Consider the following 24,452-nt stretch of genomic DNA (forward strand, 5'->3'; position numbering starts at 1 on the left):
TCACCGGACCGTCAACAGGAGGAACACTTGAAAGCACCGATCTTGCGCCGCGCCGTCCTCGTCGCGCTGCCGCTGACCCTGCTCGCCGCCGTCGCTCCCGCCCAGGCGAAAGCCCCCGTGCTGCACGTGACGAAAAGCGTCGTCATCAAGGCGCCGGCCGCGAAGGTGTGGTCGATCGTGCATGATTTCGGCAAGCTGACCTGGGTTCCCGCCGTCAAGACCAGCAAGGCCGACAAGGGCAACCACCCCGGCTCGGTGCGCCATCTCGACCTCGGCGGCCCGGTGCTGACCGAACAGCTCATCCGGTATGACGCCCGGCACATGACCTACACCTATGAAATCCAGCACACCGCCAACAACATGAAGATCCTGCCGGTGCGCGACTATGTCTCGACGATTTCGGTGCACCGGCTCGGCGCGAACGAGACCCGCCTCGTCTGGAGCGGCCATTTCCGCCGCCTCGATCTCTCCGCCCATCCGAAGAAGGGCGAGGACAACGCCGCCGCGATCAAGGCGATTTCCGGGATCTACGAATCAGGGCTTGCCAACGCGGCAAAGCTCGCCGCACAATAAATATTGCAAACCGACTAGGCCGGCGGTTCGACCGCCGGCCCGACAATCAAGAGGAAGCGCCGGGCAGAACGGATGGCAAAGCCGAATACGTTGCTGAAACGAACGAGCAACGCCCTACTCGACTACATCAAGGACCTTCCGGAGGAGTCAGCCGCACTCGGGTCGGACAGCGCGCTCGCCCGCCAGTTCGGGGTGAGCCGCACCACGGTGCGCGCCGCCATCGAAACCATGATCGGGAGCGGCATCCTGGAACGCGGCTCGGCCGGCCTGCGGATCGTGCGCCGCCCGGAACGCGCGGACTATTACACCGAGTCGGAAACCGACGGTCCGCAGGAGCAGATCGAACGCGTCTTCATGCAGCGCGTACTCCTTGGCGACTGGCGGCCCGGGCACACCTTCTCCGAAGCCGAGCTGGCGCGCGACAGCAATGCCAGCACCGTTTCCGTCCGCGAATTCCTGATCGGCTTCTCCCGCTTCGGGCTCATCGCCAAGCAGCCGCGCGGCGGCTGGATCCTGCGGGAATTCCATGACGGCTTCGCCGCCGAGGTGGCCGACATGCGCGAACTGATCGAAATGGCCGCCCTCGCGCGCATGCCTCGCGCCGGCAGCGCCGCCCTCACCGAGGCGGCGGATGCGATGATCGCCCGCCACCGCGACATCGAGGCGGCAATCGCAAGGCGCTACACCGAGTTCGCGGCGCTGGACCGGGATTTCCATCTCTGGATCATCGGCTTCCTGAACAACCGCTTCGCCTACGATTTCTTCGACATCGTGTCCTTCCTGTTCCATTACCACTACCAGTGGGACCGGAACTACGAGGTCGAACGCACCCGCGTCGCCATCGCCGAACACATGACGGTGCTCATCGCCCTGCGGTCCGGTGCGATGGAAAAGGCCGAGCTTGCCATGGCGGTTCATCTCGCGACCTCCCGCCGTTCGCTCAAGGCCGGCCTCAAGCGCGTCGCCGCCTGACCCGCCCGGCGGCGGGCGGCCTCAGGCCAGGTAACGCGCCCGCAGATGCGCCTCGAACGAAGCGGGGTCGAGCGGCTTGCCGGTCGCCTCGACCAACAGTTCGTTGAACCCATAGCGCGCGCCGTGGCCGTGGACATTGGCGCGCAGCCAGTCCCGCAGCGGGGCAAAATCGCCCTCCGCCAGGGCGGCGTCGATGTCCGGCCGCGCCCGCCGCGCCGCCTGCATCAGCTGCGCCGCGGCCATCGCGCCAAGCGTGTAGGACGGAAAATAGCCGAACAGCCCCGCGTACCAGTGAATGTCCTGCAGGCAGCCCCTGGCGTCGTCCGGCGGCACGATGCCGAGCAGCGCGCGCATCCCGTCGTTCCAGGCCGCCGGCAGGTCGGCAACCGCGAGGTCGCCGGCCACCATCGCCGCCTCCAGGCGGAAGCGGAGAACGTATGGCCCGCCCCGTCCGCAAGGGGTGATTTTCATCTGGCTCTAATCAGTCTGCTTCAACGTATCCGGTCTCGGGCTTCGAACCCGGCCAAGATGGAGATCCGCGCGGCCTGATCCTCATAATCACACCGGCCTCGGAGGCCGTTCACTGCGTCAGGTTTTCAAGCCGCCGTTCGACTGTCAGGCCATCTTCCTTTCACCTCACGCAGACATCGACTGCCCTTTCGCGCCCAACTGTGAGCGCTGTTCGGGCGATTCCGTCATGCGGCCGCAGCCGCCGCTTCGAATTGGGCGTCGTAATCGCAACCGTGCGCCAAAACGGCCCATGCAATCCGAGCCAGCTTCGCGGCCAGCGCGACTACGACCACGTTCTTATGCGCTCGATCGAGCAATCCCCGCGCCCAGCGGCCCAACGGCGTATCGCGTTCGACAAGATAAGGCAGCGCCGCTCGTGCGCCATGGATCAAGTTCTTCCGCAAATAACGATTGCCGCGTTTGCTGATGCCGAGCAGGCGCGGTTTTCCACCCGTTGTCATTTGCCGTGGAACGAGCCCCAGCCACGCCGCCATGTCCCGCCCACGTTTGAATGCATGCGCCTCGCCGACCGCCGCCGCCAGCGCCGTAGCGTTTATCGTTCCAATTCCTGGGATTTTGGTCAAACGTCGCACAGCCACGTCGTCACGAGCCAACTGAACGAACTCGGCGTCGAAGCCGGTGATCCTCTGGTCGAGTGAACGCCATTCCGCCCGAAGATCTTCGATCAACGTCCGGATGCGCGGGCTCAACGCGGCAAAACCGCCATCTTCGGCCAATGTCTCAAGCTCGGCTTCCAGTTTCCTCCGGCCTTGCGGAACGACGATCCCTCGCTCCAGCAGCAACGCCCGCAAGTGATTGATCAGCGCCGTCCGTTCCGAGACGAGGCGCTCCCGGGCTCGGTGCAAAGCCTGGAGATCAGATTGGTCCTGGCTCTTCACAGGCACGAAACGCATCGTTGGCCGCGTCGCAGCCTCTGCGATCGCCTCCGCGTCGAGATCATCGTTCTTCTGCGCCTTCACGTACGGACGGACATATTCCGGCGACATCAGCCGCACCTCGTGGCCCCGCGCGGCGAAAATCCGCCCGAGGTGATGAGCGCCGCAACATGCTTCCATTGCCACAATGCACGACCCAAGCTCGCCAACGAAACTTTCCAACGTTCCCCGCCGAAGTCTCCGCCTCAAAACAACCCGGCCGGCGGCGTCCATGCCCACCACGCTGCAAGAGTTCTTCCCAAGATCGATGCCGAGAATCATGATATCCATCGGTCTGCTCCTCTCTCCAAACCAGCGGCGATCCTACCAGATCGCCACGAGAGGGGCGGGCCATCCCATAATCACATGCGCCGGGTAGGTCACCTCGTCCGCCTCGACGCGGATGAAACTCCGCTCGACCCGCCGCAGCCGCGCCGCCAGCCGGTCCGGCGCGAAATCCGCCGGCGCCTGGCCGAAGGCGGCGGCGAGTTGCGGGCCGAGCCAGCGCAGGAACGGATCGGATCGCGCCGCCTGCAATTCCACAATCAGCGACTGGCTTTCATGCACCGCCATGCCGGCGGCCGCGCCGACGGGCTGGCGCGCGCGCGCGCGCGGCAATCCGGCCTCGTACAGCCCGTGCCCGGCCTCGTGCAGCACGCCCATCAGGGCGGAGGCGAAATCCGCCTCGTCATACCGCGTGGTGATCCGGATGTCGGTCGGCGTGCCGCCGCAGAACGGGTGCAGCGAGCGGTCCAGCCGCGCGCCCCGGAAATCGAGCCCGACGCGCTCGGCGAGGCGGCGGCACAGCGCCTCCTGCGCCGCCTCGGCGAAGGGTGGCGTGCCCGGCAGGCCAGCCATCCGCCCCGCCTGCCGCGCCTCGACGGTGGCGAGATGGTCCCGCAGGAACGCCTCGTAGCGGTCGAACACCGGCTCGATTTCGGCCGCGGTGATTCCCGGCTGGTAGGAATCGATCAGCGCATCGTAGGGCGAGAGGCCGAGCGTCGCGCCCAGTGCCGCCGCCTGTTCGCGGATCAGCCCGAGCAGCACCTCCAGCCTCGGGCGGACGGCGGCGAAATCGGCATCCCGCCGCGCGCCGCGCCACACCGTCTCGCAGGCCGCGCTCTCGCGGGCCACGGCCTCGACCAGATCGGCCGGCACCGCCGTCGCCCGCCGATACGCCCGCCGCATCAGCGCGAGATTGCGCCGCTCGACCCGATCGGCGGGCGGCGCGATTTCGGCGGCGGCGAGATCCTCCTCGACCTCCGGCGCCGCCAGCATCCCGTGGGCGACGCCGGCGAGTGTTGCCAGCTGGTCGCCCCGCGCCGCGGCGCCGCCTTCCGGCATCACCGCCGCCTGGTCCCAGCCCAGCATCGCGCTGGCCTCGTCAATGATCGCCAGCCGCTCGAACCGCGACGTCAGGCGCTGATACGGGGTCACCGCCCCTTCGATGCTCAGGTCGTTCACGCGGTCTCCAGCAGCACTTTTCGGATGTAAAAAATATATTCGAGCACGACGACAAAGGCGAGGCCGAACCAGGTGAGCGCGTATTGCTCGGAATTGTTCGGCGGCGTCGGCAGGCTCGGCGCCGGGATCGGCCCGCCCGCGACCGGCTTCGGCCCCAGCATCACCAGGGTGAACGGCGCGGCATCCGCAAACCCGAGAGCGGCCCCGATCGCCCGCGGATCGAGCTTGTAGAAAACCAGCCGGGCCAGATCGGGGCTTGGGGCGAACGGCCCGAATTTCTGCGGCGCCTGGACATAGCCCGAAACCACCGCCGGCCCCGCGGGCAAGGGCACCGGCTTCGGCACCCGTCCCCGCACCCAGCCGAGATCGACCAGCACCACGCCGCCGTCCGCGCGGCGGAACGGCACGATCAGTTGACCGCCCCGCAGCGGGCCGGTCGGCGAATTGCGGATCTGGTCGCCATAGAACGCCGCCTTGCCGGAAACCCAGGTCCCGGTCAGCGCCACCTTTTCATAGGGCGAGGGTTTTGCGGAGAGCGGAACCGGCGGCCGTAGCTGGGCGGCATGAATCTCGCGCTGGATCCGGTCCTTGTAGTGCCACCGGTGGACCTGCCAGACGCCAAGGGCGATCAGGGCGACCAGCATGAACAGGCTGATCGCCCCCATCCCGATCAGGCGCCGCCAGCGCGAGCGCGGCAAGGCCTGATCGGTCATGCGGTCAGGCGGCGGTGATGGCGCTGCGGCCGAAGTAGTAAATGCAGACGAACAGGAACAGCCACACCACGTCGACGAAGTGCCAGTACCACGCGGCGGCCTCGAAGCCGAAATGCCGCTTCTGGGTGAACTGGTTCTTCAGCGCGCGGAAGAAGTTCACGATCAGGAAGCTGGTGCCGACGATCACGTGGAACCCATGGAACCCGGTCGCGATGAAGAACACCGACGGGAAGATGCCGCCATGATAGAAGTTGAACGGCGAGTGCGTGTATTCGTAGGTCTGGCCGCAGAGGAAGGCGAGGCCGAGAATGATGGTGCAGCCGAGGCCCTGGATCAGCCCGCGGCGGTCCCCCTCGATCAGCGCGTGGTGCGCCCAGGTGATCGTCGTGCCGGAGAGCAGCAGCACCATCGTGTTGAACAGCGGCACCGCGAACGGGTCGATCGTGGTGATATGCGCCGGCGGCCAGACCGGCTGGTGCATGTAGCCCTGGTGCGCCGGGAAGAAGAAGAAGTTGAAATAGGCCCAGAAGAAGGAGACGAAGAACATCACCTCGGAAGAGATGAACAGCGCCATGCCGTAGCGCAGGCCGATCTGGGTGACGAGCTTGTGCAGGCCGGGCGTGCGGCTTTCGCGCACCACGTCGCGCCACCAGACGAACATGGTGCTGACCGCGCCGATGAAGCCGGCAATGAGGAACCAGTAATCGTTGAAATGCGCGACGAAGATGATGCCGGTCGCGATCAGGATGGCGGACATCGCCCCCGTCAGCGGCCAGACGCTGGGCTCTACCAGGTGATACGGGTGCGGCACGTGCCCCGCGATCTGCCCTTCGGCGGTATGACTCTCAGCACTCATAAGACACTCTCTCCCGATAGAAGCCGGCCGCTAAGGCCATGATTCGTTTCACCACATATGCCCGGCATGATAAAGCTTGACGACGGCAATCGCGTAGATGAGGCCGCAGAGCGCCACGAGCGCCGCGAGCAGCGCCCAGTTCCGCCCCCGCCGCCGGCGGATGAATTCCGCCCGCTCCTCCCGGCTCCAGTCCTTGCTGCTGGCCCGTTCCACCCCGGTCATACCAGATGGTCCAGAACGAGCGCGCCGAAGATCAGGAAAAGGTACAGGATCGAGAACTTGAACGCCGCCTTCGCCGGCGCGTCCCGCGTCAGGCTGACGCCATTTTCATCCTGCCGGTCGCGCAGCACCCGCCAGGAATACCAGACGAACGCGAGGCCGAGCACCATGGCGCTCGCGCCGTAGACCGGGCCCGCGAGGTGCAGCACGTAGGGCAGCAGCGAGAGCGGCACCAGCCACAGCGTGTAGCGCATCACCGCGAGGCGCGTGGCCTTCTGGCCGGCCACCACCGGCAGCATCGGCACGCCCGCCTTCTGGTAATCGGCCGACGCGAAGAGCGACAGGGCCCAGAAATGCGGCGGCGTCCAGAAGAAGATGATCGCGAACAGCAGCACCGGCAGCAATCCGACATGCCCGGTCGCGGCGGCCCAGCCGATGACCGGCGGAAACGCCCCCGCCGCGCCCCCGATCACGATGTTCTGCGGCGTCCGCCGCTTCAGCCACATCGTGTAGATGAACACGTAGAACCCGATCGAGGCGGCCAGCAGCCCGGCGGCCAGCAGGTTCGTGGCGAGCCACATCAACAGCACCGACAATGCGGAAAGCGCAACGCCGTAGGCCAGCGCGCCATCCGGCGAAATCCGCCCGGTCGGGATCGGCCGCCCGGCGGTCCGCCGCATCACGGCATCGATGTCGCGATCATACCACATGTTGATCGCCCCCGCCGCGCCGGCGGCCATGGCGATGCAGAGGATCGCGGCAAAGCCGAGGATGGGATTGATCCCGCCGGGCGCCACGAGCAGTCCGGCCGCGCCCGTATAGACCACGAGGTAGAGCACCCGCGGCTTGAGCAGGGCGAGCCAGTCGCCGGCCGTCGCGCCGAGCAGCGACTGGTCGAGCAGCGCCGTATCGGGGACAGCGGTGGCAGAGGTGCGCAGGATCGTATCGCTCATTCCATCAATCCAGCCGGCGCGAGGATTCGCATCCGGATTTTGCCTCGCGGGAACGAGGATGGTTCTCCCCGCCGGAGAGAACCATCACCCGCCCGCTTTCGTCAGTGGCAACCCGCGCGTCAGCGGATTACCGGAACATCCTCGAAGGTGTGGTGCGGCGCCGGCGAGGGAACCGTCCACTCGAGGGTCGTCGCGCCCTCACCCCAGTAGTTGGCGGCCAGCTGCTGCCGCCCGGTGAAGATCTTGAACAGGATGTAGAAGAACACCAGCGTGCTGATGCCGGAGATCAGCGCCCCCACGGAGGAGACGTAGTTCCACCCCGCGAACGCCACCGGATAGTCCGGGTAGCGGCGCGGCATGCCGGCGAGGCCGAGGAAGTGCTGCGGGAAGAAGGTCAGGTTCACCCCGATGAAGAACAGCCAGAAATGCAGCTTCGCCGCGCCCTCGGGATAGGGCTGGCCATACATCTTGCCGATCCAGTAGTAGAAGCCGGCAAAGATCGCGAACACCGAGCCCATCGACAGCACGTAATGGAAGTGGGCGATCACGAAATAAGTGTTGTGCAGCTCGGTATCGAGGCCGGCATTCGCCAGCACCACGCCCGTGGCGCCGCCGAGCACGAACATGAAGATGAACCCGATCGCCCACAGCATCGGCGTCTTCAGCTCGATCGACCCGCCCCACATCGTGGCGATCCACGAGAACACCTTCACGCCGGTCGGCACCGCGATCACCAGGGTCGCGGCCTCGAAATAGACCTTGCTGTCCACCGAGATGCCCGAGACGAACATGTGGTGCGCCCAGACCACGAAGCCGACGAACCCGATCGCCACCATCGCGTAGACCATGCCGAGATAGCCGAAGATCGGCTTCTTCGAGAAGGTCGAGACCACGTGGCTGATCACGCCGAAGGCCGGCAGGATCATGATGTACACTTCGGGATGGCCGAAGAACCAGAACAGGTGCTGGAACAGCACCGGATCGCCGCCGCCCGCCGGCTCGAAGAACGAGGTGCCGAAATTGCGGTCCATGATGAGCATGGTGATCGCGCCGGCCAGCACCGGAATGGCCAGCAGCAGCAGGAACGCCGTCACCAGGATCGACCACACGAACAGCGGCATCTTGTGCATCGTCATGCCGGGCGCGCGCATGTTCAGGATCGTCGCGATGAAGTTGATCGCGCCGAGCAGCGAGGAAATGCCGGCCAGATGCAGCGAGAACAGCGTGAAGTCGACGGCCACCCCGGGCTGGTAGGTGATGTCCGACAGCGGCGGATACAGCGTCCAGCCCACGCCGGAGCCGGCGCCGACCAGCAGGCCCAGGTTGACGAAGATGAACGCCATGAACAGGAACCAGAAGCTCATGTTGTTCAGGCGCGGGAACGCCATGTCCGGCGCGCCGATCATCATCGGCACCATCCAGTTGCCGAAACCGCCGATCAGCGCGGGCATGACGAAGAAGAAGATCATCAGCAGGCCGTGCGCGGTCACGATCGCGTTCCAGGTCTGGCCCGAGGTGATGATCGTGTTGTTCGGATGGGCCAGCTGCGCGCGCATGATCATCGAGAGCACGCCGCCCTCGATCGCGGCGATGATCGCCCAGGTGATGTAGAGCGTGCCGATATCCTTGTGGTTCGTGCTCATCACCCAGCGCCGGAAGAATCCCGGCTGGTGGTGGGCATGTTCGCCATGGGCATCGTGCAGTGCGGTCGCGGACATTGTCATATGCTCCTGATGATCGCCGACTACAGATTAACGCGTCGTTTCATCGGTGGTTGCGCTGGCCAGGGCGATGTGCCCCTGCGCGCGCGATGCGGCCCTCTTCGCCGCATCGGCCATGGCCAGCACCTCGTATTTGCGCACGGGCGGCACATTGCCCTGCGCGGCGTCGGCCTTCGCCTCGGCCAGCCACGCCTTGAACTGCTTCAGCGGAAGCGCGACGATCTCGATCGGCATGTTGTCGTGGTTCATGCCGCAGATCTGGTTGCACTCGCCGTAATAGATGCCCGGCGCGTCGATCTTGGTCCACTGGTGCCAGTACTGGCCGGGAATGGCGTAGCGCTGCACGCCGAGCGAGGGAATGAAGAACGAGTGCAGCACGTCGGCGCTGGTGATCTTGAAGACGATCTTCTCGTTCGCCGGCAGCACCAGCGGGTGATCCGCCGAAAGCCGCGCGATCTGCCCGGGTTTGATCTGGTTGTCGGGGATCGGGTACGAGGTGAAATCGACCCCCTTGGCGGCGGGATAGTCGTATTCCCAATACCACTGGTGCCCGGTGACCTTCACGGTCATGTAGCGGTGCGTGTAGTTCGACTGTTCGTAGATCAGGTTCAGCGACGGCACGAAGATCACGACCAGCAGCAACGCCGGCACCACCGTCCAGATCACCTCGATCAGCGTGTTGTGCGTCGTGGTCGTCGCCACCGGGTGCTTCGAGGCGCGGAAGCGGATGATCACGATGGCCAGCAGCAGGCCCACCAGCCCGACCACGCCCGCCATGATCCAGAGCACGAACTGCATGAGCCAGTCGATGCTCTTCTGGATCGGGCTGGCGGCGGGCTGGAACCACCATTCCCACGGCGTCGGCGCATGCACCGGAAACCCGACGGCATTCTTCGCGGCGGCAAGCGCCATCGGCGCGCCCGCGGCGAGAACCGCGAAGCCGACCAGGCCCAGGAACAGATATTTGTTGGATCGTTTCATCAGCTCCGCCAGTTCCGTGTACTCGGACCGCGTTCGGCGCGGCCGTCGAAGTCAGTTGAAATAAAAATACGTCACAGCGCAGCCGGGGCCGATTACGCCCCTTTCACGCGCATTCAACAAACTGGATATAACAGGCCCACCCCTCGATCAAGAGACCTGATGTCACAAAGCGGGCTGGTTCCCCTCGCCCCGCGGATTGGGGAACGAAATCAGCCTGAAAAGCCCGAAGGGTCGCATCCGCGCCACACTCAGCCGCCCCCGCTGGTCGGCGGGTATCAGCCGCTCGATCGCGAAATCGGGGTGCCAGCCCAGCGCCCGCGAGGCCGGCGCCAGCGCCCGCTCGATCCACACCATCGGGCCCGACTCGGCGGCGAAATGGTTGACGAACAGGATCAGCCCGCCCGGCCGGACCACACGGCGGAGTTCCGCCGCCAGGCGGCGCGGATTCGGCACCACGGAGGCGACGAACATCGCCACCGCGATGTCGAACCGCCCGTCCTCGAACCCGGTCGCCTCGGCGTCGAGTTCCAGCAGCTGTTCGACATTCCGCAGCCCTTCGCGCTTCACCCGCGCCCGCGCGCGGTCCAGCATGTCGGTCGAGAGGTCGATGCCGGTGATCCGCTTCTCCGGCCGGTAGTGCGGCAGCGCGAGGCCCGTGCCCACGCCCACCTCCAGCACCTCGGTGCCCGGCGCCCTGTTCACCGCGTCCACCGCGGCGCGGCGGGCCGGCGCCGAAACCGCGCCGAACACGCCGTCGTAGATCCCGGCCCAACGCCGATACGCAGCCCGCACCGCATCGGCGTCGAGCGCGGAAGCGCGCCTGGCCAGCCTCTCGGCCTCGCCGGTGTTGGGGGCGCTCTTGTAGGCTTCGCTCATTTTCGGACGCTGCTCCTGTCGACCCGTCACTTGCGACCGACGATCGGCAGCGCAGCACGCCCGCCAGGGGCGCAAGACAGCAGACCGAAGGCGCGTGCCTCATGCCCGCGGCGCGGGCAGGACAAACACTGCGTGAAGCGGGCCGGACATGCAAGCCCGGAATTCATCTCCGGCGGCAAAACACCTCAGGCGACGTCCTCGCGGCGGTCGCGCACCCGCACATAGGCGATCTCGGCATGCGGCTGGCAGTAGGGCTTGCCGTTCATCGCGGGATCGCCGCAGAACCGGAAGCTCGGCGTTCCGGGCTCGCCGATCGGCCAGCAGCAGGCCGGCACCCGGGCCACCGCCCGCGGCGCCGCCGCCGGACGCGATGCCACCAGGGTCGGGCGCGGCGGCGCCGTCCGCACCGCCGCAACCGTCGATGCGCCGCCCGCCGGCGCCGCCGTCACGTGCGGCATCACCGGAACCGGCTCCGCCGCGATCGCCAGCGAAGGCAGGGTCGGCCCGGTCACCCGCGCCGGCGCGGGGCGCGACGGCCGCGCGCCACTGATGTCGCGCCGGATCGGCGAGGGACGGGCCGGCAGATCAAGCCGGTGCGCCTTGCCGACCACCGAATTCTTGGAAATATTCAGCCGTCGCCCGATTTCGGCGGTCGAAAGCCCTTCGTCCCAGAGCTGGCGGAGGCGGGCAATGATCTCGTCGGTCCATTCCATGGCCTGTCCTGTCCCTCTCATGTGCTACAACATTCTGTAGCCGAGCGACCGGCCTCACTCAACATCTAGTTGAGTTCTGCCTTGCAGTTTTCTGTGGAAAACCCACGTCGAAGGGCTATTTTATCGCCTCGCCGGCGAACGAGCCCCAGAACTGGTCGCGCCGGAGCCACCCCGCGCGGTGATCGACCTCCACCTGGCACCACGCCGCCCCCGCCTTGCAGCGCCGGATCACGCCGATCACGCCCTTGTCGAGATAGGCGACCGGCGCCGCATCCTTGTGCGGCCCCGCGCGCAGCGTGTGCCGGCCGCCGATGACGATGAAGCTGCGCAGGCCGTGCAGCAGCGCCTCGTGCACCCATCCGTCGCCGCCATCCGGCGCGACGACGTGGCGCCAGACATTGAATTCCCCGGTCACCTCCACCGGCAGGTCGAGCCGGTGATAGACCCAGATGATCGGATACTGGAAGCCCGGCCCCGCCCGCATGTAGATTTCCCTGGAGCGGAAACTCTCGAAGCGCGGCACCGGCCAGCCGGTGGCCGACCCCTTGCCCGGCCCCGGTCCCGGCCCGACCTTCGGCGCGTGCCACGCGCCGAGCGCCAGCGCCACGACGACCAGCCCGAGCCGGGCGAGGCGGCTAGACGCCCGCACAGGCGGCACAGTCCGGCACGCGGGGGATCGTGATCGTGCGGAACCGCGCATCCAGCGCGTCCCACAGCAGCAGCCGCCCGGCCAGCGAGGTGCCGATGCCGAGAATCTCCTTCATCGCCTCCGTCGCCTGCAACGTGCCCATCACCCCCGTCACCGGGCCGAGCACCCCGGCCTCCGAACAGGTCGGCACCATGCCCGCCGGCGGCGCCTCGGGATAGAGGCACCGATAGCAGGGGCAATCCGGCCCCGCATGCGGCTTGAAGGTGGAAAGCTGCCCCTCGAAGCGCAGCACCGCCGCCGAAACCAGCGTCCGCCGCGCCGCGACACAGGCATCGGCGACGAGGAAGCGGGTCGCGAAATTGTCGGTCCCGTCGAGCACGATGTCGTGCGCGGCGACCAGTGCGCCGACATTCCCCGCGTCCAGCCGGGCGCGGACCGGGTTGACGCTCACCTCCGGGTTCAGCCCGCGCATCGCCGCCGCCGCGCTCTCCACCTTCGGCGCGCCGAGAAACGCCACCCCGTGCGCGATCTGCCGCTGCAGGTTGGAGAGTTCCAGCACGTCGTCATCGACGATGGAAATCCGCCCGACGCCGGCGGCCGCGAGATAAAGTGCCGCCGGCGAGCCGAGCCCGCCCGCGCCGACGATCAGCACCGAGGCCGCGCGCAGCCGCGCCTGCCCGGTGCCGCCCACCTCGCGCAGCAGGATGTGGCGCGAATACCGGGCGATTTCGGTTTCGGTGAAGTCGAGATCCATGCCGCATAGAATCGCATCCGCGCCGCCCCGCCGCAAGGGCGCGGATCTACGCCCCCGATCGCGCTTGATCGCGGCCGGCCGGCCCGGCATGTTCCGGCCATGACCACCTCCCCTCCCGCCGCATCCGGCGCGGCCCTCGTCCTCTTTTCCGGCGGCCAGGACAGCGGCACCTGCCTCGCCTGGGCGCTCGACCGCTACGACCGGGTCGAGACGATCGGCTTCTTCTACGGCCAGCGCCACGCGGTCGAGCTGGAGTGCCGCGCCCCGCTGCGCGCCGCCATCGCCGGCCTGCGCCCCTGGCGCGCCACTCTCGGCGCCGACACGATGCTCGACATCAGCGCCGCGCTGGCCACCCTCGGCGCCACCGCGATGACCGCCGAGATCGAGATCGAGACCACCGAGGCCGGCCTGCCCAACACCTTCGTCCCCGGCCGCAACCTGCTCTTCCTCACCTATGCCGCCGCCCTCGCCTATCGCCGCGGCATCGGCACCCTGGTCGGCGGCATGTGCGAGACCGACTATTCCGGCTACCCCGACTGCCGGAACACGACGATGCAGGCCATGCAGCTCGCCCTCTCGCTCGGCCTCGACCGCGCCGTCACGGTCGAGACGCCGCTGATGTATCGCGACAAGGCCGCCACCTGGGAGCTCGCCGCCGAACTCGGCGGCGCTGCGCTGGTCGAGGCGCTGCGGACCGGCAGCCACAGCTGCTATCGCGGCGAGCGCGCCACGCTGCACGACTGGGGCTATGGCTGCGGCACCTGCCCGGCCTGCGAGCTGCGCGCGGCGGGCTGGCAGCGCTGGCGCGCGGCGCGTGCGGATTTTGTGGACGGTGCATGACGGTTTCGTGTATCGGCGTCTCACGCGGCGGTTTCTCGTGCATCCGAATGATGATATGAATTCGTATCCGGACGGTGCAGGCGTTCGCGATGCGGCACCGCAAGCCGGCCCAGCAAGCCGGATCGGCGTTTCGGCGGCACCCCCGCCCGACACCCGATCCTCGCCCACGGCCGGCCCGGCACGGGGCGGCGCGCGACGATGGACGGCGGGCGGCAGTGAAACTCAGGATGGCATCGCGCAGGCGATGAACAGGTTATCGAGACGATGAAGACGATCAACGCGATCAGGATGGGCGGCGTCGATGTTCTCCCGCTGGTCGAAGGCGGCAAGGGTGTGGCGGTCTCCAACGGACTTTCGGCCGGAAGCTGGGCCGCCTCGGGCGGCGTCGGCACGTTCAGCGCCGTCAATGCCGACAGCTACGACGACTCCGGCCGTCCGGTCCCGCAGGTCTATCACGGCACCACGCGGCGCGCCCGCCACGAGGAGCTCGTGGCCTTCGCGATCGAGGGCGGCATCGCCCAGGCCCGGCGCGCGCACGAGGAATCGGGCGGCCAGGGGCGCATCCACGCCAACATCCTCTGGGAGATGGGCGGCGCCGAGCGCGTCATCACCGGCATCCTCGAAGGCGCGAAAGGCCTCGTGAACGGCATCACCTGCGGCGCCGGCATGCCCTACCGGCTCTCGGAAATCGCCTCGAAATTCAACATCCACTACTACCCGATCGTCTCCTCCGCCCGCGCCTTCAACGCGCTCTGGCGCCGCGCCTACCACAAGGCGCAGGAACTGCTCGGCGGCGTCGTCTACGAAGACCCCTGGCTCGCCGGCGGCCATAACGGCCTGTCCAACTCCGAAGACCCGACCAGGCCCGAAAGCCCGCTGCCCCGCGTCATCGCGCTGCGCCGGCAGATGCGCGAGTTCGGCCTCGGCGAGACGCCGATCATCATGGCCGGCGGCGTCTGGTGGCTCGAGGAATGGGAGGACTGGATCGACAATCCGGATCTCGGCCCCGTCGCCTTCCAGTTCGGCACCCGCCCGCTGCTGACCAGGGAAAGCCCGATCAGCGACGTCTGGAAGCAGAAGCTCCTCACCCTCAAGCAGGGCGACGTCTTCCTCAACCGCTTCTCGCCCACCGGCTTCTATTCCAGCGCGGTGAACAACGGCTTCATCCAGGGCCTGCGCGCCCGCAACGAGCGGCAGGTCGCCTACACCACCGAGCCGGTCGGCGAGCATACCGAGGAATACGGCGTCGGCCCGCGCAAGCGCCCGGTCTGGCTCACCCCGGCCGACCTCAAGGACGTCCACGCCTGGGAGCGCGAGGGCTTCACCGAGGCGATGCGCACCCCGGATTCCACCCTCGTCTTCGAAACCCCCGAAACCGCCGAGGAAATCCGGCTCGACCAGGTGAACTGCATGGGCTGCCTCTCGCAGTGCCGCTTCTCCAACTGGTCGCAGGAAGAGCCCGATTTCTCCACCGGCAAGAAGGCCGACCCGCGCAGCTTCTGCATCCAGAAGACCCTGCAGGACATCGCCCACACCCATAACGACCCCGATTCGGTCGACCACAACCTGATGTTCAGCGGCCACAACGGCTACCGCTTCGCGACCGATCCGTTCTATTCCAACGGCTTCATCCCGACGGTGAAGCAGCTCATCGAACGGATCCTCACCGGCCGCTGACCGCGTCAGATCCTGACCGGAAGCTGACCGCGTCAGATCCTCACCGGCCGCTGACCGCGTCAGATCCTCACCGGCCGCTGACCGCGGCCGGCGCCCTCCGCGTCAGCCGATGCCGAGGGCTTCCAGCACGCGCGCGGGCGTGATCGGCAGCGCCGTGATCCGCGCGCCGCGCGGCGCGAGCGCGTCGTTCACCGCGTTCAGCACCGCCGCCGCCGCCGCCGCCGTGCCGGCCTCGCCCACGCCCTTGGCGCCGATATGGCTCTCCCGCGTCGGCGTGCAGACATGGCCGATCACGATGTCCGGCATCTCGGCCGCCATCGGCACCAGATAATCCGCCATCGTCGCGTTCAGCATCTGCCCCTCGGAATCGTAGCGGCATTCCTCGAACAGCGCCGCCCCCAGCCCCTGCACCACGCCGCCGCGAATCTGCTCGTCCACCAGCAGCGGGTTGATGATCGTCCCGCAATCCTCGACCACGAAATGCTTCAGCAGCCGCACGAAACCGGTCTCGGCGTCCACCTCCACCACCGCCGCCTGCACCCCGTTGGTGAAGGCGAAGGGATACTCCCGCGGCACGTAATGCCGGCTCGCGACCAGCGCCGGCTCCACCCCCTGCGGCAACGTGTCGGGCCGGAAATGGGCGATGCGCGCCAGCTCGGCGAGGCTCATCCGCTCGGCCCCGCCCGCCGCATCGACGATCACGCCATCCCTGATATCGAGCGCCTCCGGTGCCGCCTGCAGGATGCTCGCCGCCAGCGCCAGCACGTTCTCCCGCAGCGCCGATGCCGCGCGGAACGCCGCCTCGCCGCCCACCCCCGCCCCGCGCGAGGCCCAGGTGCCGCCGCCATAGGGTGTGGCGTCGGTATCGCCGAGCTTCACCAGCACCCGCGCCGGGTCCACCCCCATCGCCGCGGCCGTCACCTGGGCGAGGATCGTCGTCGTCCCCTGCCCCTGCTCGGTGGCGCCGGCATGCAGCACCACGTCGCCGGCCGCATCGAGCCGCGCCGTCGCCCCGTCCTGCGCGGCGATCCGCGCCCCGCCGACGCCGTAGAACGCCGCCCCCGGATTGGTGATCTCGATGAAACTCGCAATCCCGATGCCCCGCCACACCCCGCGCGCCCGCAGCCCGGCCTGCTCCGCCCGCAGCGCGTCGTAGTCCATCAGCCGGACCAGCTCGTCGAGACAGGCATGGTGCGACAGCGCCTCGAACTTCATCCCCGCCGGCGAGGCGCAGGGATAGGCGTCGTCGGCGATCAGGTTGCGCCGCCGCATCTCGACCGGGTCGATCCCCCGCCGCCGCGCCGCCTCGTCCACCAGCGCCTCCGTCACCGCGGTCGCGATCGGATGCCCCACCGCGCGATATTGCGACATCATCGCCTTGGTCTGGAACACCACCCGCGCCCGCGCCGCGTAATGCGCGAAATCATACGGCCCGCCGACCAGATTGATCACCTGGTTCGCCTCCACCGCCGAGGTGCGCGGATAGGCCGAATACGGCCCCACCCCGGTCAGATCGTCCACCGCGAAGCCCTCGATCCGCCCGTCTTCCGCCACCCCGATCCGCGCCGACACCCGGTGCCCGCGCGCATGGATATCGCCGGTGAAACTCTCCAGCCGGTCGGCCACGAACCGCACCGGCCGGCGCAGGATGCGGCTCGCCGCCACCGCCGCCATCTCGTCGGGATAGACATGGATCTTGATCCCGAACGACCCGCCCACATCCGGCCCGATCACACGGATTTGCCGCTCGGCGAGGCCGAGCAATGTGGCCAGCACGGTCTGGAACATGTGCGGCACCTGGGTGCCGAGATGCACGGTCAGCCGCTGCTCGCCCTCGTTCCAGTCCGCCACCAGCGCCCGCGGCTCCAGCGTCACCCCGGTATGCCGGGCGAAATCGAACTCCAGCGCCACGCGCTCCGCCGCCGCGTCGATCGCCGCCGCCCCGCCGCCCGCCTCGATCGTCCGCGCGAACGCGAGATTATCCCCGAGTTCGGGATGGATCGCCGCCGCCCCCGGCGCGAGCGCCGCCAGCGGATCGACCACCGGCGCGAGCGGCTCATACTCCACGAGAATCCGCTCCGCCGCATCCTCCGCCTCGGCCCGGCTCGCCGCCACCACCATCGCCACCGGCTCGCCCTGGAACCGCACCCGGCCTCGCGCCAGCGGATATTGCGGCGCCGATTTCAACCCCTTGAGATGCGTCAGCACGCCGACCCACGGCGCGCACCGCCCCTCCAGCGCCGCCGCGTCGAACACGCCGACCACCCCCGGCATCTCCCGCGCCGGCGCCAGGTCGATCGCCCCGATCTCCGCATGCGCATAGGGCGATCGCAGGAACGCCGCATGCACCATGCGCGGCAGCGCGATATCGCTGGCGAACAGCCCGCGCCCCTGGGTCAGCCGCCGCGCATCCGGCCGCGCCATCGCCCGCCCGATCGGCCGGTCGGCGCCGTTCATGCCGCCCTCCGCGCCCGCGCCGTCGCCTCGACCGCGTCGATGATCGCCTCATACCCGGTGCAGCGGCAGTAATTGCCCGAAAGATGCGCGCGGATCGCCGCGCGGTCGGTCGGGTCGGGCGCATGGGCGAGGAAATCCGCCGCCGCCAGCATCATCCCCGGCGTGCAATAGCCGCATTGCAGCGCGTTGCGGCGCCAGAACGCCTCCTGCAAATCCGCCAGCTCGCCCGAATCCGACACCCCCTCGATGGTCTCGACCACGCATCCCGCCGCCTGCACCGCGAGGACGAGGCAGCCGCGCACGATCGCCCCGTCCAGCCGCACCGTGCAGGCGCCGCACACGCCATGCTCGCAGCCGAGATGCGTGCCGGTCAGGCCGAGCCGCTCGCGCAGGAAATCCGCCAGATGCAGCCGGGCCGGCACCTCGGCCTCGACGCGCTCGCCATTCACGATCAGGGAAATCGCCGTCATGGAGCCAGACATTCCTTCATCACCCGCCGCAGCAGCACCCGCGCCAGGTGCAGCCGCACCGGCGCCGAAATCTCCGGGTCCGCATGCGGCGGCAAATCCTCCGCGAGCGCCGCGCACGCCGCCTCGATCCCCGCCGCCCCGTCCGCGAGTGCGCGCTCCGCCGCCGGCGCGCGCAGCGCCGCATGGCCGACCGCGAAGAACCCGAGCCGCACCGCATCCCCCTCCGCCGCGGCGGCAAGCCCGACCAGCGCGTAATCCCCATGCCGCCGCGCCAGCTCCGCGAAGCCATACCGCCGCCCCGGCACCAGCGGAATCTCCACCGCGGTCAGAATCTCCCCCGGTTCCAGCGCGGTTTCGAACAGGCCGGTGAAAAAATCCGCCGCCGCGATCCGCCGCGCGCCCGCCTGCCCCTCGGCGATGATCGTCGCATCGAGCGCCAGCATGCAGGCCGGCAGTTCCGCCGCCGGATCGGCGTTGGCGAGGCTGCCGCCGATCGTCCCCCGCGAGCGGATCGCCGGATGCGCGACATGGGCGAGCGCGGTCGCGATCAGCGGCGCATGGGCGGCGATCTCGGGTGCTTCGAGCAGCATCGCATGGGTGCAGCCGGCGCCGATCCGCAGCATCGTCGCGGTGACGTCGATGCGCCGCAGGTCCGCGATCCGGCCGATATCGACCAGCAGGCCCGGCGCCGACAGCCGGAAGTTCAGCGCCGGCAGCAGGCTCTGCCCGCCGGCGAGGAGCTTCGCCCCCTCATGGGCGGCGAGCAGCCCGACCGCCTCGGCGACCGACCCGGCACGGACGTAATCGAATGGAGCAGGTTTCATGACATTCCTCGCCCGAAACCTGTCCGATCGCGGCGGGCGCGTCAATCGCCCCGCCGCCGCACCGCGCTCACCTCAGGGGCTGGCGGCCGCGGTCCTTCAGCATCCACAGCGCGACCACCGACATCGCGCAGCCGACCAGCAGATAGGCGCCGGCGGCGAGCTTCACTCCGGTCAGCCCGATCAGCGCGGTGGCGATCAGCGGCGCCGTGCCGCCGCCGATCCCGAGCCCGACATTGAACGCCAGCGAATAGCCCGACAGCCGGTATTCCGAGCGGAACTGCTCGGAGAGCATCGCCGGGGCGACGCCCATGATCGAGCCGAGCATCAGGCCCGAGACCACCTGGGCGATGGCGAAGGGCGTCAACGCCCCCTGCGCCATCGCGAAGAAGGGCAGCGCCAGAACCAGCAGCGCGCCGAAATTGCCGATCAGCCAGGAGCGGCGCAGGATCCAGTGATCGGTCAGCCAGCCGGTCAGCGGGATCAGGACCAGCACGAAAAGCTGCGTGACGGTGACGATCTCCAGCGCCAGGCTGTCGGAAATCGCGCCGAACTTGGACCCGAAGGTCGGCAGGAACACGAGGGTGAGATAATCCGCGACGCCATAGCCCCAGGTGAACAGCATCGCCAGCAGCATGATCTTCGGGCTGCGGCGGAACGCCTGGCGGATCGGCAGTTCGTCATCCTCCGCCGCCTTGTCGGGCTCATATCCGGTATCGGTCAGCCGCGAACGCACCAGATAGGCCAGCACCGCGAGCACGCCGCCGGCGAGGAACGGCACGCGCCAGGCCCAGCCCTGCACCGCATGATGGCCCGCCATCAGCGTGGTCAGCGCGGCGAAGCCGGCGGCGAGCAGATAGCCCCCGGTCGAGCCGAAATTCGCGAAACTGCCGGCGAAGCCCCGCCGGTTGGCCGGCGCGGTTTCCACGAGATACGACACCGAGCCGGTGAACTCCCCGCCCACCGACAGGCCCTGGAACAGCCGCACCACCAGCAGCAGCACCGGCGCCCAGAAGCCGATCTGCTGATAGGTCGGCAACAGCCCGACCGCCGTGGTCGCCAGCCCCATCATCACCACCGAGGTCACCAGCACCGTCTGCCGCCCCACCCGGTCGCCCAGATGGCCGAAGATCACCCCGCCGATCGGCCGCATCATGAACCCGATGGCGAACCCGCCATAGGCGCCGAGCAGCGAGGCGATCTTGTCGGACGAGGGGAAGAACAGGCTGGCGATCATCGGCGCGAGATAGCCGTAGAGGCCGAAATCGTACCATTCCAGCACGTTCCCGATCGTGCCGGCGCTGAGATTGCCGAGCGAGAGGGTGCGGCGTTTCCTGCGCCGCGAGGGCGCGGTGGCGGAGGAAGCCGGGTGCGGCTCAGAAGCAGGGTGCGGCATCTTGGACCTCGCTTTCGTTCTTCCCGAACGGCGGCGACGCATCGCCGCGCCCCGGTGAGGGGCGGCGCGGGGCGAACCGGTCGGGTCCTGGGTTGCGGCCGGACGGCGTCAGCGCGCCATCACGGCGCCGGTCGCCTCGTCGCGGCGCCCGGCCCGCCGCGCCCCGGCAACCGGGGCACGCGGCGGCTCATGAATCAGGCGCCCGACGGGCACCATCTGAGATTGCAGTCTCGATCCAGATATGGAGGCGGCAGCTCACGGATCAAGAAAAAATCGCAGGATTCATGTCATTCCCGGCGAACGCGCGGAAATATCCCTGTATTTTACTCGATCTTCCTCAACCGGCGCATCGCCGCCAGATCCGGCCTCGCGGCGATGCGCCTGCGTTCATTCGGGCAGATACACGCTGGCGATCAGCCCCTTGCCGCCCGGCCGGTTCGCCAGCGTGATGTCGCCGCCATGCGCGCGGATCGCGTTGCGGGCGATGGCGAGGCCGAGCCCCGAGCCGCCGGTCTCGCGGTTGCGGCTGGTCTCCAGCCGGCGGAACGGCTCGAACACCCGCTCCAGCTCGCCCGGCGGCACGCCCGGCCCGTCATCCTCGATATCGACGCGCAGCGTATGCCGCTCCGCCTGGTGCAGCGAGACCCGCGCCGACTGGCCGTATTTCACCGCGTTGCCGATCAGGTTGGCGAAGGCGCGCTTGAGCGAGAGCGGCCGGCCGCGGATGGTGATGTGATCGGGCCCCTGATAGGCGAGCCTGGCCGAAGCGGCGGGGGCGATATCGGCCGTCTCGTCGATCACGGTGCGCAGCAGGATCGCGAGGTCGACCGGCACCGAGGCCTCGGTCTGCGCCACGTCGCGCCCGAAGGCGATGGTCGAGGTCAGCATCGCCTCCAGCTCGTCGAGATCGGCGAGGATCTTCTCGCGCTGCGCGTCGTCGTCGAGGAATTCGGCGCGCAGCCGGAGCCGGGTGATCGGCGTGCGCAGGTCGTGGCCGATGGCGGTGAGCAGGAAGGTCCGGTCCTCGACGAAGCGGCGGATGCGCGCGGCCATCGTGTTGAACGCGATGGCCGCGGTGGCGATCTCGGTCGCCCCGCCCTCCGGCAGCGACGGCGCATGGGCGATGTCGCGCCCGAGCTGCTCGGCGGCGGCGGCCAGCGTGCGGACCGGCGCGGTCAGCCTGACCACCCCCCAGAAGATCAGCAGCGCGCCGAGCGCGAACATCACCAGAAAGGCGCTCGCGAAGCCGGGCTGTTCCCAGGGCGGGCGCGGCCGGAACGGGCTCTGCACCGTCAGCCAGCCGCCATCCGGCAGCTCGAAGCTCAGGATCGTGGTCGAGGGCGCGGTCGTGCCCCGCATCACCACCTGCCTCGGCTGCAGGAAATCGGGCATCGGAAAGGCGAGCAGCGAACCCTGGATGATCTGCCGGGTCGGCAGCGGCAGGGTGAAGGTGCCCGAATAGGGCGGCACCGGATCGAGACTGACCCGGTCGCCGGCGACGCCGTTCGCCTCCGCCACGATCTGCGTCCGCAGCGGCTTCGGCGCGCTCACCACCCGGCGATAGAGCGCGCCGTCGCGCGTCGCGATCGCGCGTTCGGCGACGATCCCGTTCACCTCGATCTGGTTGAGCACATGAACGCCGAGGCCGATGGCCTGGATCAGCGAAAACCCGAGCAGCAGAACGAGCCCGGTGCGCCAGGCGAGGCTGGAAGGCCAGAATTTCAACCGTGCCCAGATCCGGCCGAGGGTCATGAACGCTCGACCGGCGCCGCCAGCACATAGCCGCCGCCGCGCACCGTCTTGATGATCTGCGCGTGCCGCCCGTCATCCTCGAGCTTGCGCCGCAGCCGCGAGATCGCGACGTCGATCGCCCGGTCGAACGGCCCCGCCTGCCGCCCGCGCAGCAGGTCGAGCAGCATGTCGCGGGTCAGCACCCGGTTCGGCCGGTCGAGCAGGGCGAGCAGCAGGTCGTATTCCCCGCCGGTCAGCGGCACCTCGACCCCGTGCGGGTCGAGCAGCCGGCGCCGCGACGTCTCCAGCACCCACCCGGCGAAGCGGTAGAGCCGCGCCGAGCTTTCGCGGCCCGGGGTCTCGTTCTCGCCGACGCGGCGCAGCACCGCGCGGATCCGCGCCACCAGCTCGCGCGGGTTGAACGGCTTCGTCACATAGTCGTCGGCGCCGAGTTCGAGGCCGATGATCCGGTCCGGCTCCTCGCCCAGCGCCGTGAGCATGATGATCGGCACCTGCGATTCCCCGCGCAGCCAGCGGGCGAAATCGATCCCCGATTCGCCGGGCAGCATGAGATCGAGCACGACGAGCTGGTAATGGCCGTTGAGGTAGGCCCGCCGCGCCTCGCGCGCATCCCGCACGGCGGTGACGCGGAAGCGCTGGCGTTCGAGAAAGCGGGCGAGCAGTTCACGGATTTCGCGGTCATCGTCGACCACGAGGATGTGCGGCATGATGTCCATGGCTGTTACAATAGCCGGGATCGTTTCACTTTGGGCGCACCGTTGCATTTCCTTACGCAAAATGATCATGCCCCGGCGTCCAAGATTTTACTTGCGCCCCCGGGGTGATGGCCCTATGTCGCGCTCCACGCAGCAACGCACGTGCCTCTGCCTCCCGTCGGGGGTTACGCAACGACGTCAAGCGTTCTGGCAACAACCCGGCATTCGTGCCGGTTTCGTCTGGTCGCTGGTTCGTTCGACCGTTTCGCAACCCGCCCTGCGCCGCAAGCGCCGGGCCCATGGATCTGGGAAGGGAGTGGGTCATGACCCCCAAGCTCGCCCGTTTTCTCGATTCCGGCATGGTCTCCACGCCGGCCATCCTCGTCGATCTCGATCGCGTGGCGGCGAATTTCGCCGCCCTGCGCGCCGCCCTGCCGGATGCCGCGATCTACTACGCGGTGAAGGCCAATCCGGCCGCCCCGGTGCTCGATCGCCTGGTCGGCCTCGGCTCGCGCTTCGATGCCGCCAGCATCGAGGAAATCCGCGCCTGCCTCGCCGCCGGCGCCGCCCCCGCCGCGATCAGCTTCGGCAACACGGTCAAGAAGCGCGCCGCCATCGCCGAGGCGCATGCGCGCGGCGTCGATCTCTTCGCCTTCGATTCCGACGAGGAGCTGGACAAGCTCGCCGCGGCCGCGCCCGGCGCGAAAGTCTATTGCCGCCTCGCCGTCAGCCAGGACGGGGCGGACTGGCCGCTCTCGCGCAAGTTCGGCACCAGCGGCACCCATGCGCGCGACCTGCTGGTCCGCGCCGCCGAACGCGGCCTGATCCCCTGGGGCGTGTCCTTCCATGTCGGCAGCCAGCAGACCGGCGTCGGCGCCTGGCGCACCGCGATCGGCCAGGCCGCCGCCGTGTTCACCGACCTGCGGGCGCGCGGGATCGACCTGCGGCTGCTCAATCTCGGCGGCGGCTTCCCCACCCGCTACCGCGACGACATCCCGCCGCTCGGCGATTTCGGCGCCGCGATCATGGATGCCGTGCGCCAAGCCTTCGGCAACAACGTGCCGGACCTGCTGATCGAGCCCGGCCGCGCCATCGTCGGCGATGCCGGCGTTGCGGTGAGCGAGGTGGTGCTCGCCTGCACCCGGCACGAGGATGAGGGCCGCCGCTGGGTCTATCTCGATCTCGGCCGTTTCGGCGGCCTCGCCGAAACCGAGGGCGAGGCGATCCGCTACCGCATCACCGCCCCCGGCGTCGCCGGCGCCGACGCGCCCGCCGTGCTCGCCGGGCCGAGCTGCGATGGCGTGGATGTGATGTATCGCGAAACCCCCTGCCCGCTGCCCGCATCCCTCGCCGCCGGCGACCGCGTGCTGATCCACGATACCGGCGCCTACGTGACAAGTTACGCGAGCCAGGGGTTCAACGGTTTTCTCCCGCCGGAAGAACACTATCTCTGAC

General features: G+C 68.6%; 23 protein-coding genes and 1 pseudogene. 5 read left to right on the top strand and 19 right to left on the bottom strand.

Annotated features, from left to right (window positions below; genetic code table 11):
* Nucleotides 1-27: 27 nt before the first annotated feature.
* The gene (locus tag ACMV_RS11995; protein ID WP_012039848.1) at nt 28-573 is read left to right on the top strand and encodes an SRPBCC family protein; all 546 of its coding nucleotides are present in this window, start codon (nt 28-30) and stop codon (nt 571-573) included.
* Nucleotides 574-645: 72 nt separating this feature from the next.
* The gene (locus tag ACMV_RS12000) at nt 646-1,545 is read left to right on the top strand and encodes a GntR family transcriptional regulator (RefSeq protein ID WP_013640572.1); all 900 of its coding nucleotides are present in this window, start codon (nt 646-648) and stop codon (nt 1,543-1,545) included.
* 21 nt (nt 1,546-1,566) lie between these two features.
* Here the strand turns inward: ACMV_RS12000 and ACMV_RS12005 are convergent.
* From ACMV_RS12005 to ACMV_RS12060, 13 genes and pseudogenes are all read right to left on the bottom strand, one after another.
* Nucleotides 1,567-1,980 (bottom strand): annotated as a pseudogene (locus tag ACMV_RS12005) (carboxypeptidase M32); the annotation flags it as partial.
* A gap of 260 nt (nt 1,981-2,240) precedes the next feature.
* Nucleotides 2,241-3,281 (bottom strand): IS110 family RNA-guided transposase, encoded by a 1,041-nt coding sequence (locus tag ACMV_RS12010; RefSeq protein ID WP_011930570.1) that lies wholly within the window; start codon nt 3,279-3,281, stop codon nt 2,241-2,243.
* Between the two features lie 33 nt (nt 3,282-3,314).
* Nucleotides 3,315-4,454: a gluzincin family metallopeptidase gene (locus ACMV_RS12015; protein WP_013640574.1), complete on the bottom strand. Its 1,140-nt coding sequence runs from the start codon at nt 4,452-4,454 to the stop codon at nt 3,315-3,317.
* Nucleotides 4,451-5,167: an SURF1 family protein gene (locus tag ACMV_RS12020; protein ID WP_013640575.1), complete on the bottom strand. Its 717-nt coding sequence runs from the start codon at nt 5,165-5,167 to the stop codon at nt 4,451-4,453. Before ACMV_RS12020 ends, ACMV_RS12015 begins: the two co-directional genes overlap by 4 nt.
* Nucleotides 5,168-5,171: 4 nt before the next feature.
* Nucleotides 5,172-6,023, bottom strand: coding sequence for a cytochrome c oxidase subunit 3 (locus tag ACMV_RS12025; protein ID WP_007421645.1), 852 nt, complete (start codon nt 6,021-6,023; stop codon nt 5,172-5,174).
* 48 nt (nt 6,024-6,071) lie between these two features.
* A complete protein-coding gene (locus ACMV_RS21210; RefSeq protein ID WP_013640576.1) occupies nt 6,072-6,245 on the bottom strand; it encodes a hypothetical protein in 174 nt (57 codons plus the stop codon).
* Nucleotides 6,242-7,195 carry a heme o synthase gene (locus ACMV_RS12030; RefSeq protein ID WP_007421646.1) on the bottom strand — a complete coding sequence of 318 codons (954 nt, stop codon included), beginning with the start codon at nt 7,193-7,195 and terminating at the stop codon, nt 6,242-6,244. Before ACMV_RS12030 ends, ACMV_RS21210 begins: the two co-directional genes overlap by 4 nt.
* A 119-nt stretch (nt 7,196-7,314) precedes the next feature.
* Entirely contained in the window at nt 7,315-8,913 is a 1,599-nt protein-coding gene (gene ctaD / locus ACMV_RS12035) for a cytochrome c oxidase subunit I (RefSeq protein WP_007421647.1), read from the bottom strand.
* A 33-nt stretch (nt 8,914-8,946) separates the two neighbouring features.
* Entirely contained in the window at nt 8,947-9,897 is a 951-nt protein-coding gene (gene coxB / locus ACMV_RS12040; RefSeq protein WP_013640577.1) for a cytochrome c oxidase subunit II, read from the bottom strand.
* Nucleotides 9,898-10,059: 162 nt separating this feature from the next.
* The gene (locus ACMV_RS12045) at nt 10,060-10,773 is read right to left on the bottom strand and encodes a class I SAM-dependent methyltransferase (RefSeq protein WP_007421649.1); all 714 of its coding nucleotides are present in this window, start codon (nt 10,771-10,773) and stop codon (nt 10,060-10,062) included.
* A 185-nt stretch (nt 10,774-10,958) separates the two neighbouring features.
* The gene (locus ACMV_RS12050; RefSeq protein WP_013640578.1) at nt 10,959-11,486 is read right to left on the bottom strand and encodes a GcrA family cell cycle regulator; all 528 of its coding nucleotides are present in this window, start codon (nt 11,484-11,486) and stop codon (nt 10,959-10,961) included.
* Between the two features lie 115 nt (nt 11,487-11,601).
* Complete coding sequence (locus ACMV_RS12055; protein WP_012039854.1) at nt 11,602-12,135, bottom strand: SH3 domain-containing protein; 534 nt, start codon at nt 12,133-12,135, stop codon at nt 11,602-11,604.
* Entirely contained in the window at nt 12,122-12,889 is a 768-nt protein-coding gene (locus tag ACMV_RS12060) for a HesA/MoeB/ThiF family protein (protein ID WP_007423182.1), read from the bottom strand. Before ACMV_RS12060 ends, ACMV_RS12055 begins: the two co-directional genes overlap by 14 nt.
* Before the next feature lie 99 nt (nt 12,890-12,988).
* Here ACMV_RS12060 and queC point away from each other — a divergent pair, with 99 nt between their 5' ends.
* Together queC and ACMV_RS12070 are read left to right on the top strand one after the other, a co-directional pair.
* Nucleotides 12,989-13,729: a 7-cyano-7-deazaguanine synthase QueC gene (gene queC / locus ACMV_RS12065; protein WP_007423181.1), complete on the top strand. Its 741-nt coding sequence runs from the start codon at nt 12,989-12,991 to the stop codon at nt 13,727-13,729.
* Between the two features lie 264 nt (nt 13,730-13,993).
* On the top strand, nt 13,994-15,406 hold the full coding sequence (locus ACMV_RS12070; protein ID WP_007423180.1) for an NAD(P)H-dependent flavin oxidoreductase: 1,413 nt from the start codon (nt 13,994-13,996) through the stop codon (nt 15,404-15,406).
* A gap of 102 nt (nt 15,407-15,508) precedes the next feature.
* Here the strand turns inward: ACMV_RS12070 and ACMV_RS12075 are convergent, their stop codons facing one another.
* The 6 genes from ACMV_RS12075 to ACMV_RS12100 all read right to left on the bottom strand — a co-directional run bounded on the left by ACMV_RS12075 (nt 15,509) and on the right by ACMV_RS12100 (nt 23,018).
* Nucleotides 15,509-17,863, bottom strand: a complete 2,355-nt coding sequence (locus ACMV_RS12075; RefSeq protein WP_013640579.1) for a xanthine dehydrogenase family protein molybdopterin-binding subunit — start codon at nt 17,861-17,863, stop codon at nt 15,509-15,511.
* Nucleotides 17,860-18,333 carry a (2Fe-2S)-binding protein gene (locus tag ACMV_RS12080; protein WP_013640580.1) on the bottom strand — a complete coding sequence of 158 codons (474 nt, stop codon included), beginning with the start codon at nt 18,331-18,333 and terminating at the stop codon, nt 17,860-17,862. The genes ACMV_RS12075 and ACMV_RS12080 overlap by 4 nt, the downstream gene beginning before the upstream one ends.
* Nucleotides 18,330-19,157 (bottom strand): FAD binding domain-containing protein, encoded by an 828-nt coding sequence (locus tag ACMV_RS12085; protein WP_013640581.1) that lies wholly within the window; start codon nt 19,155-19,157, stop codon nt 18,330-18,332. The genes ACMV_RS12080 and ACMV_RS12085 overlap by 4 nt, the downstream gene beginning before the upstream one ends.
* A gap of 67 nt (nt 19,158-19,224) precedes the next feature.
* The gene (locus ACMV_RS12090; RefSeq protein ID WP_013640582.1) at nt 19,225-20,550 is read right to left on the bottom strand and encodes an MFS transporter; all 1,326 of its coding nucleotides are present in this window, start codon (nt 20,548-20,550) and stop codon (nt 19,225-19,227) included.
* Between the two features lie 387 nt (nt 20,551-20,937).
* On the bottom strand, nt 20,938-22,302 hold the full coding sequence (locus tag ACMV_RS12095; RefSeq protein ID WP_013640583.1) for an ATP-binding protein: 1,365 nt from the start codon (nt 22,300-22,302) through the stop codon (nt 20,938-20,940).
* Nucleotides 22,299-23,018 (bottom strand): response regulator, encoded by a 720-nt coding sequence (locus tag ACMV_RS12100; protein ID WP_007423383.1) that lies wholly within the window; start codon nt 23,016-23,018, stop codon nt 22,299-22,301. The genes ACMV_RS12095 and ACMV_RS12100 overlap by 4 nt, the downstream gene beginning before the upstream one ends.
* A 302-nt stretch (nt 23,019-23,320) precedes the next feature.
* On the opposite strand from ACMV_RS12100, the gene ACMV_RS12105 reads away from it, so the two are divergent.
* Nucleotides 23,321-24,451, top strand: coding sequence for a type III PLP-dependent enzyme (locus ACMV_RS12105; protein WP_007423382.1), 1,131 nt, complete (start codon nt 23,321-23,323; stop codon nt 24,449-24,451).
* Nucleotide 24,452: the final 1 nt, after the last annotated feature.

It is taken from the genome of Acidiphilium multivorum AIU301 (assembly GCF_000202835.1).
GTDB classification, from domain to species: Bacteria; Pseudomonadota; Alphaproteobacteria; order Acetobacterales; family Acetobacteraceae; genus Acidiphilium; species Acidiphilium multivorum.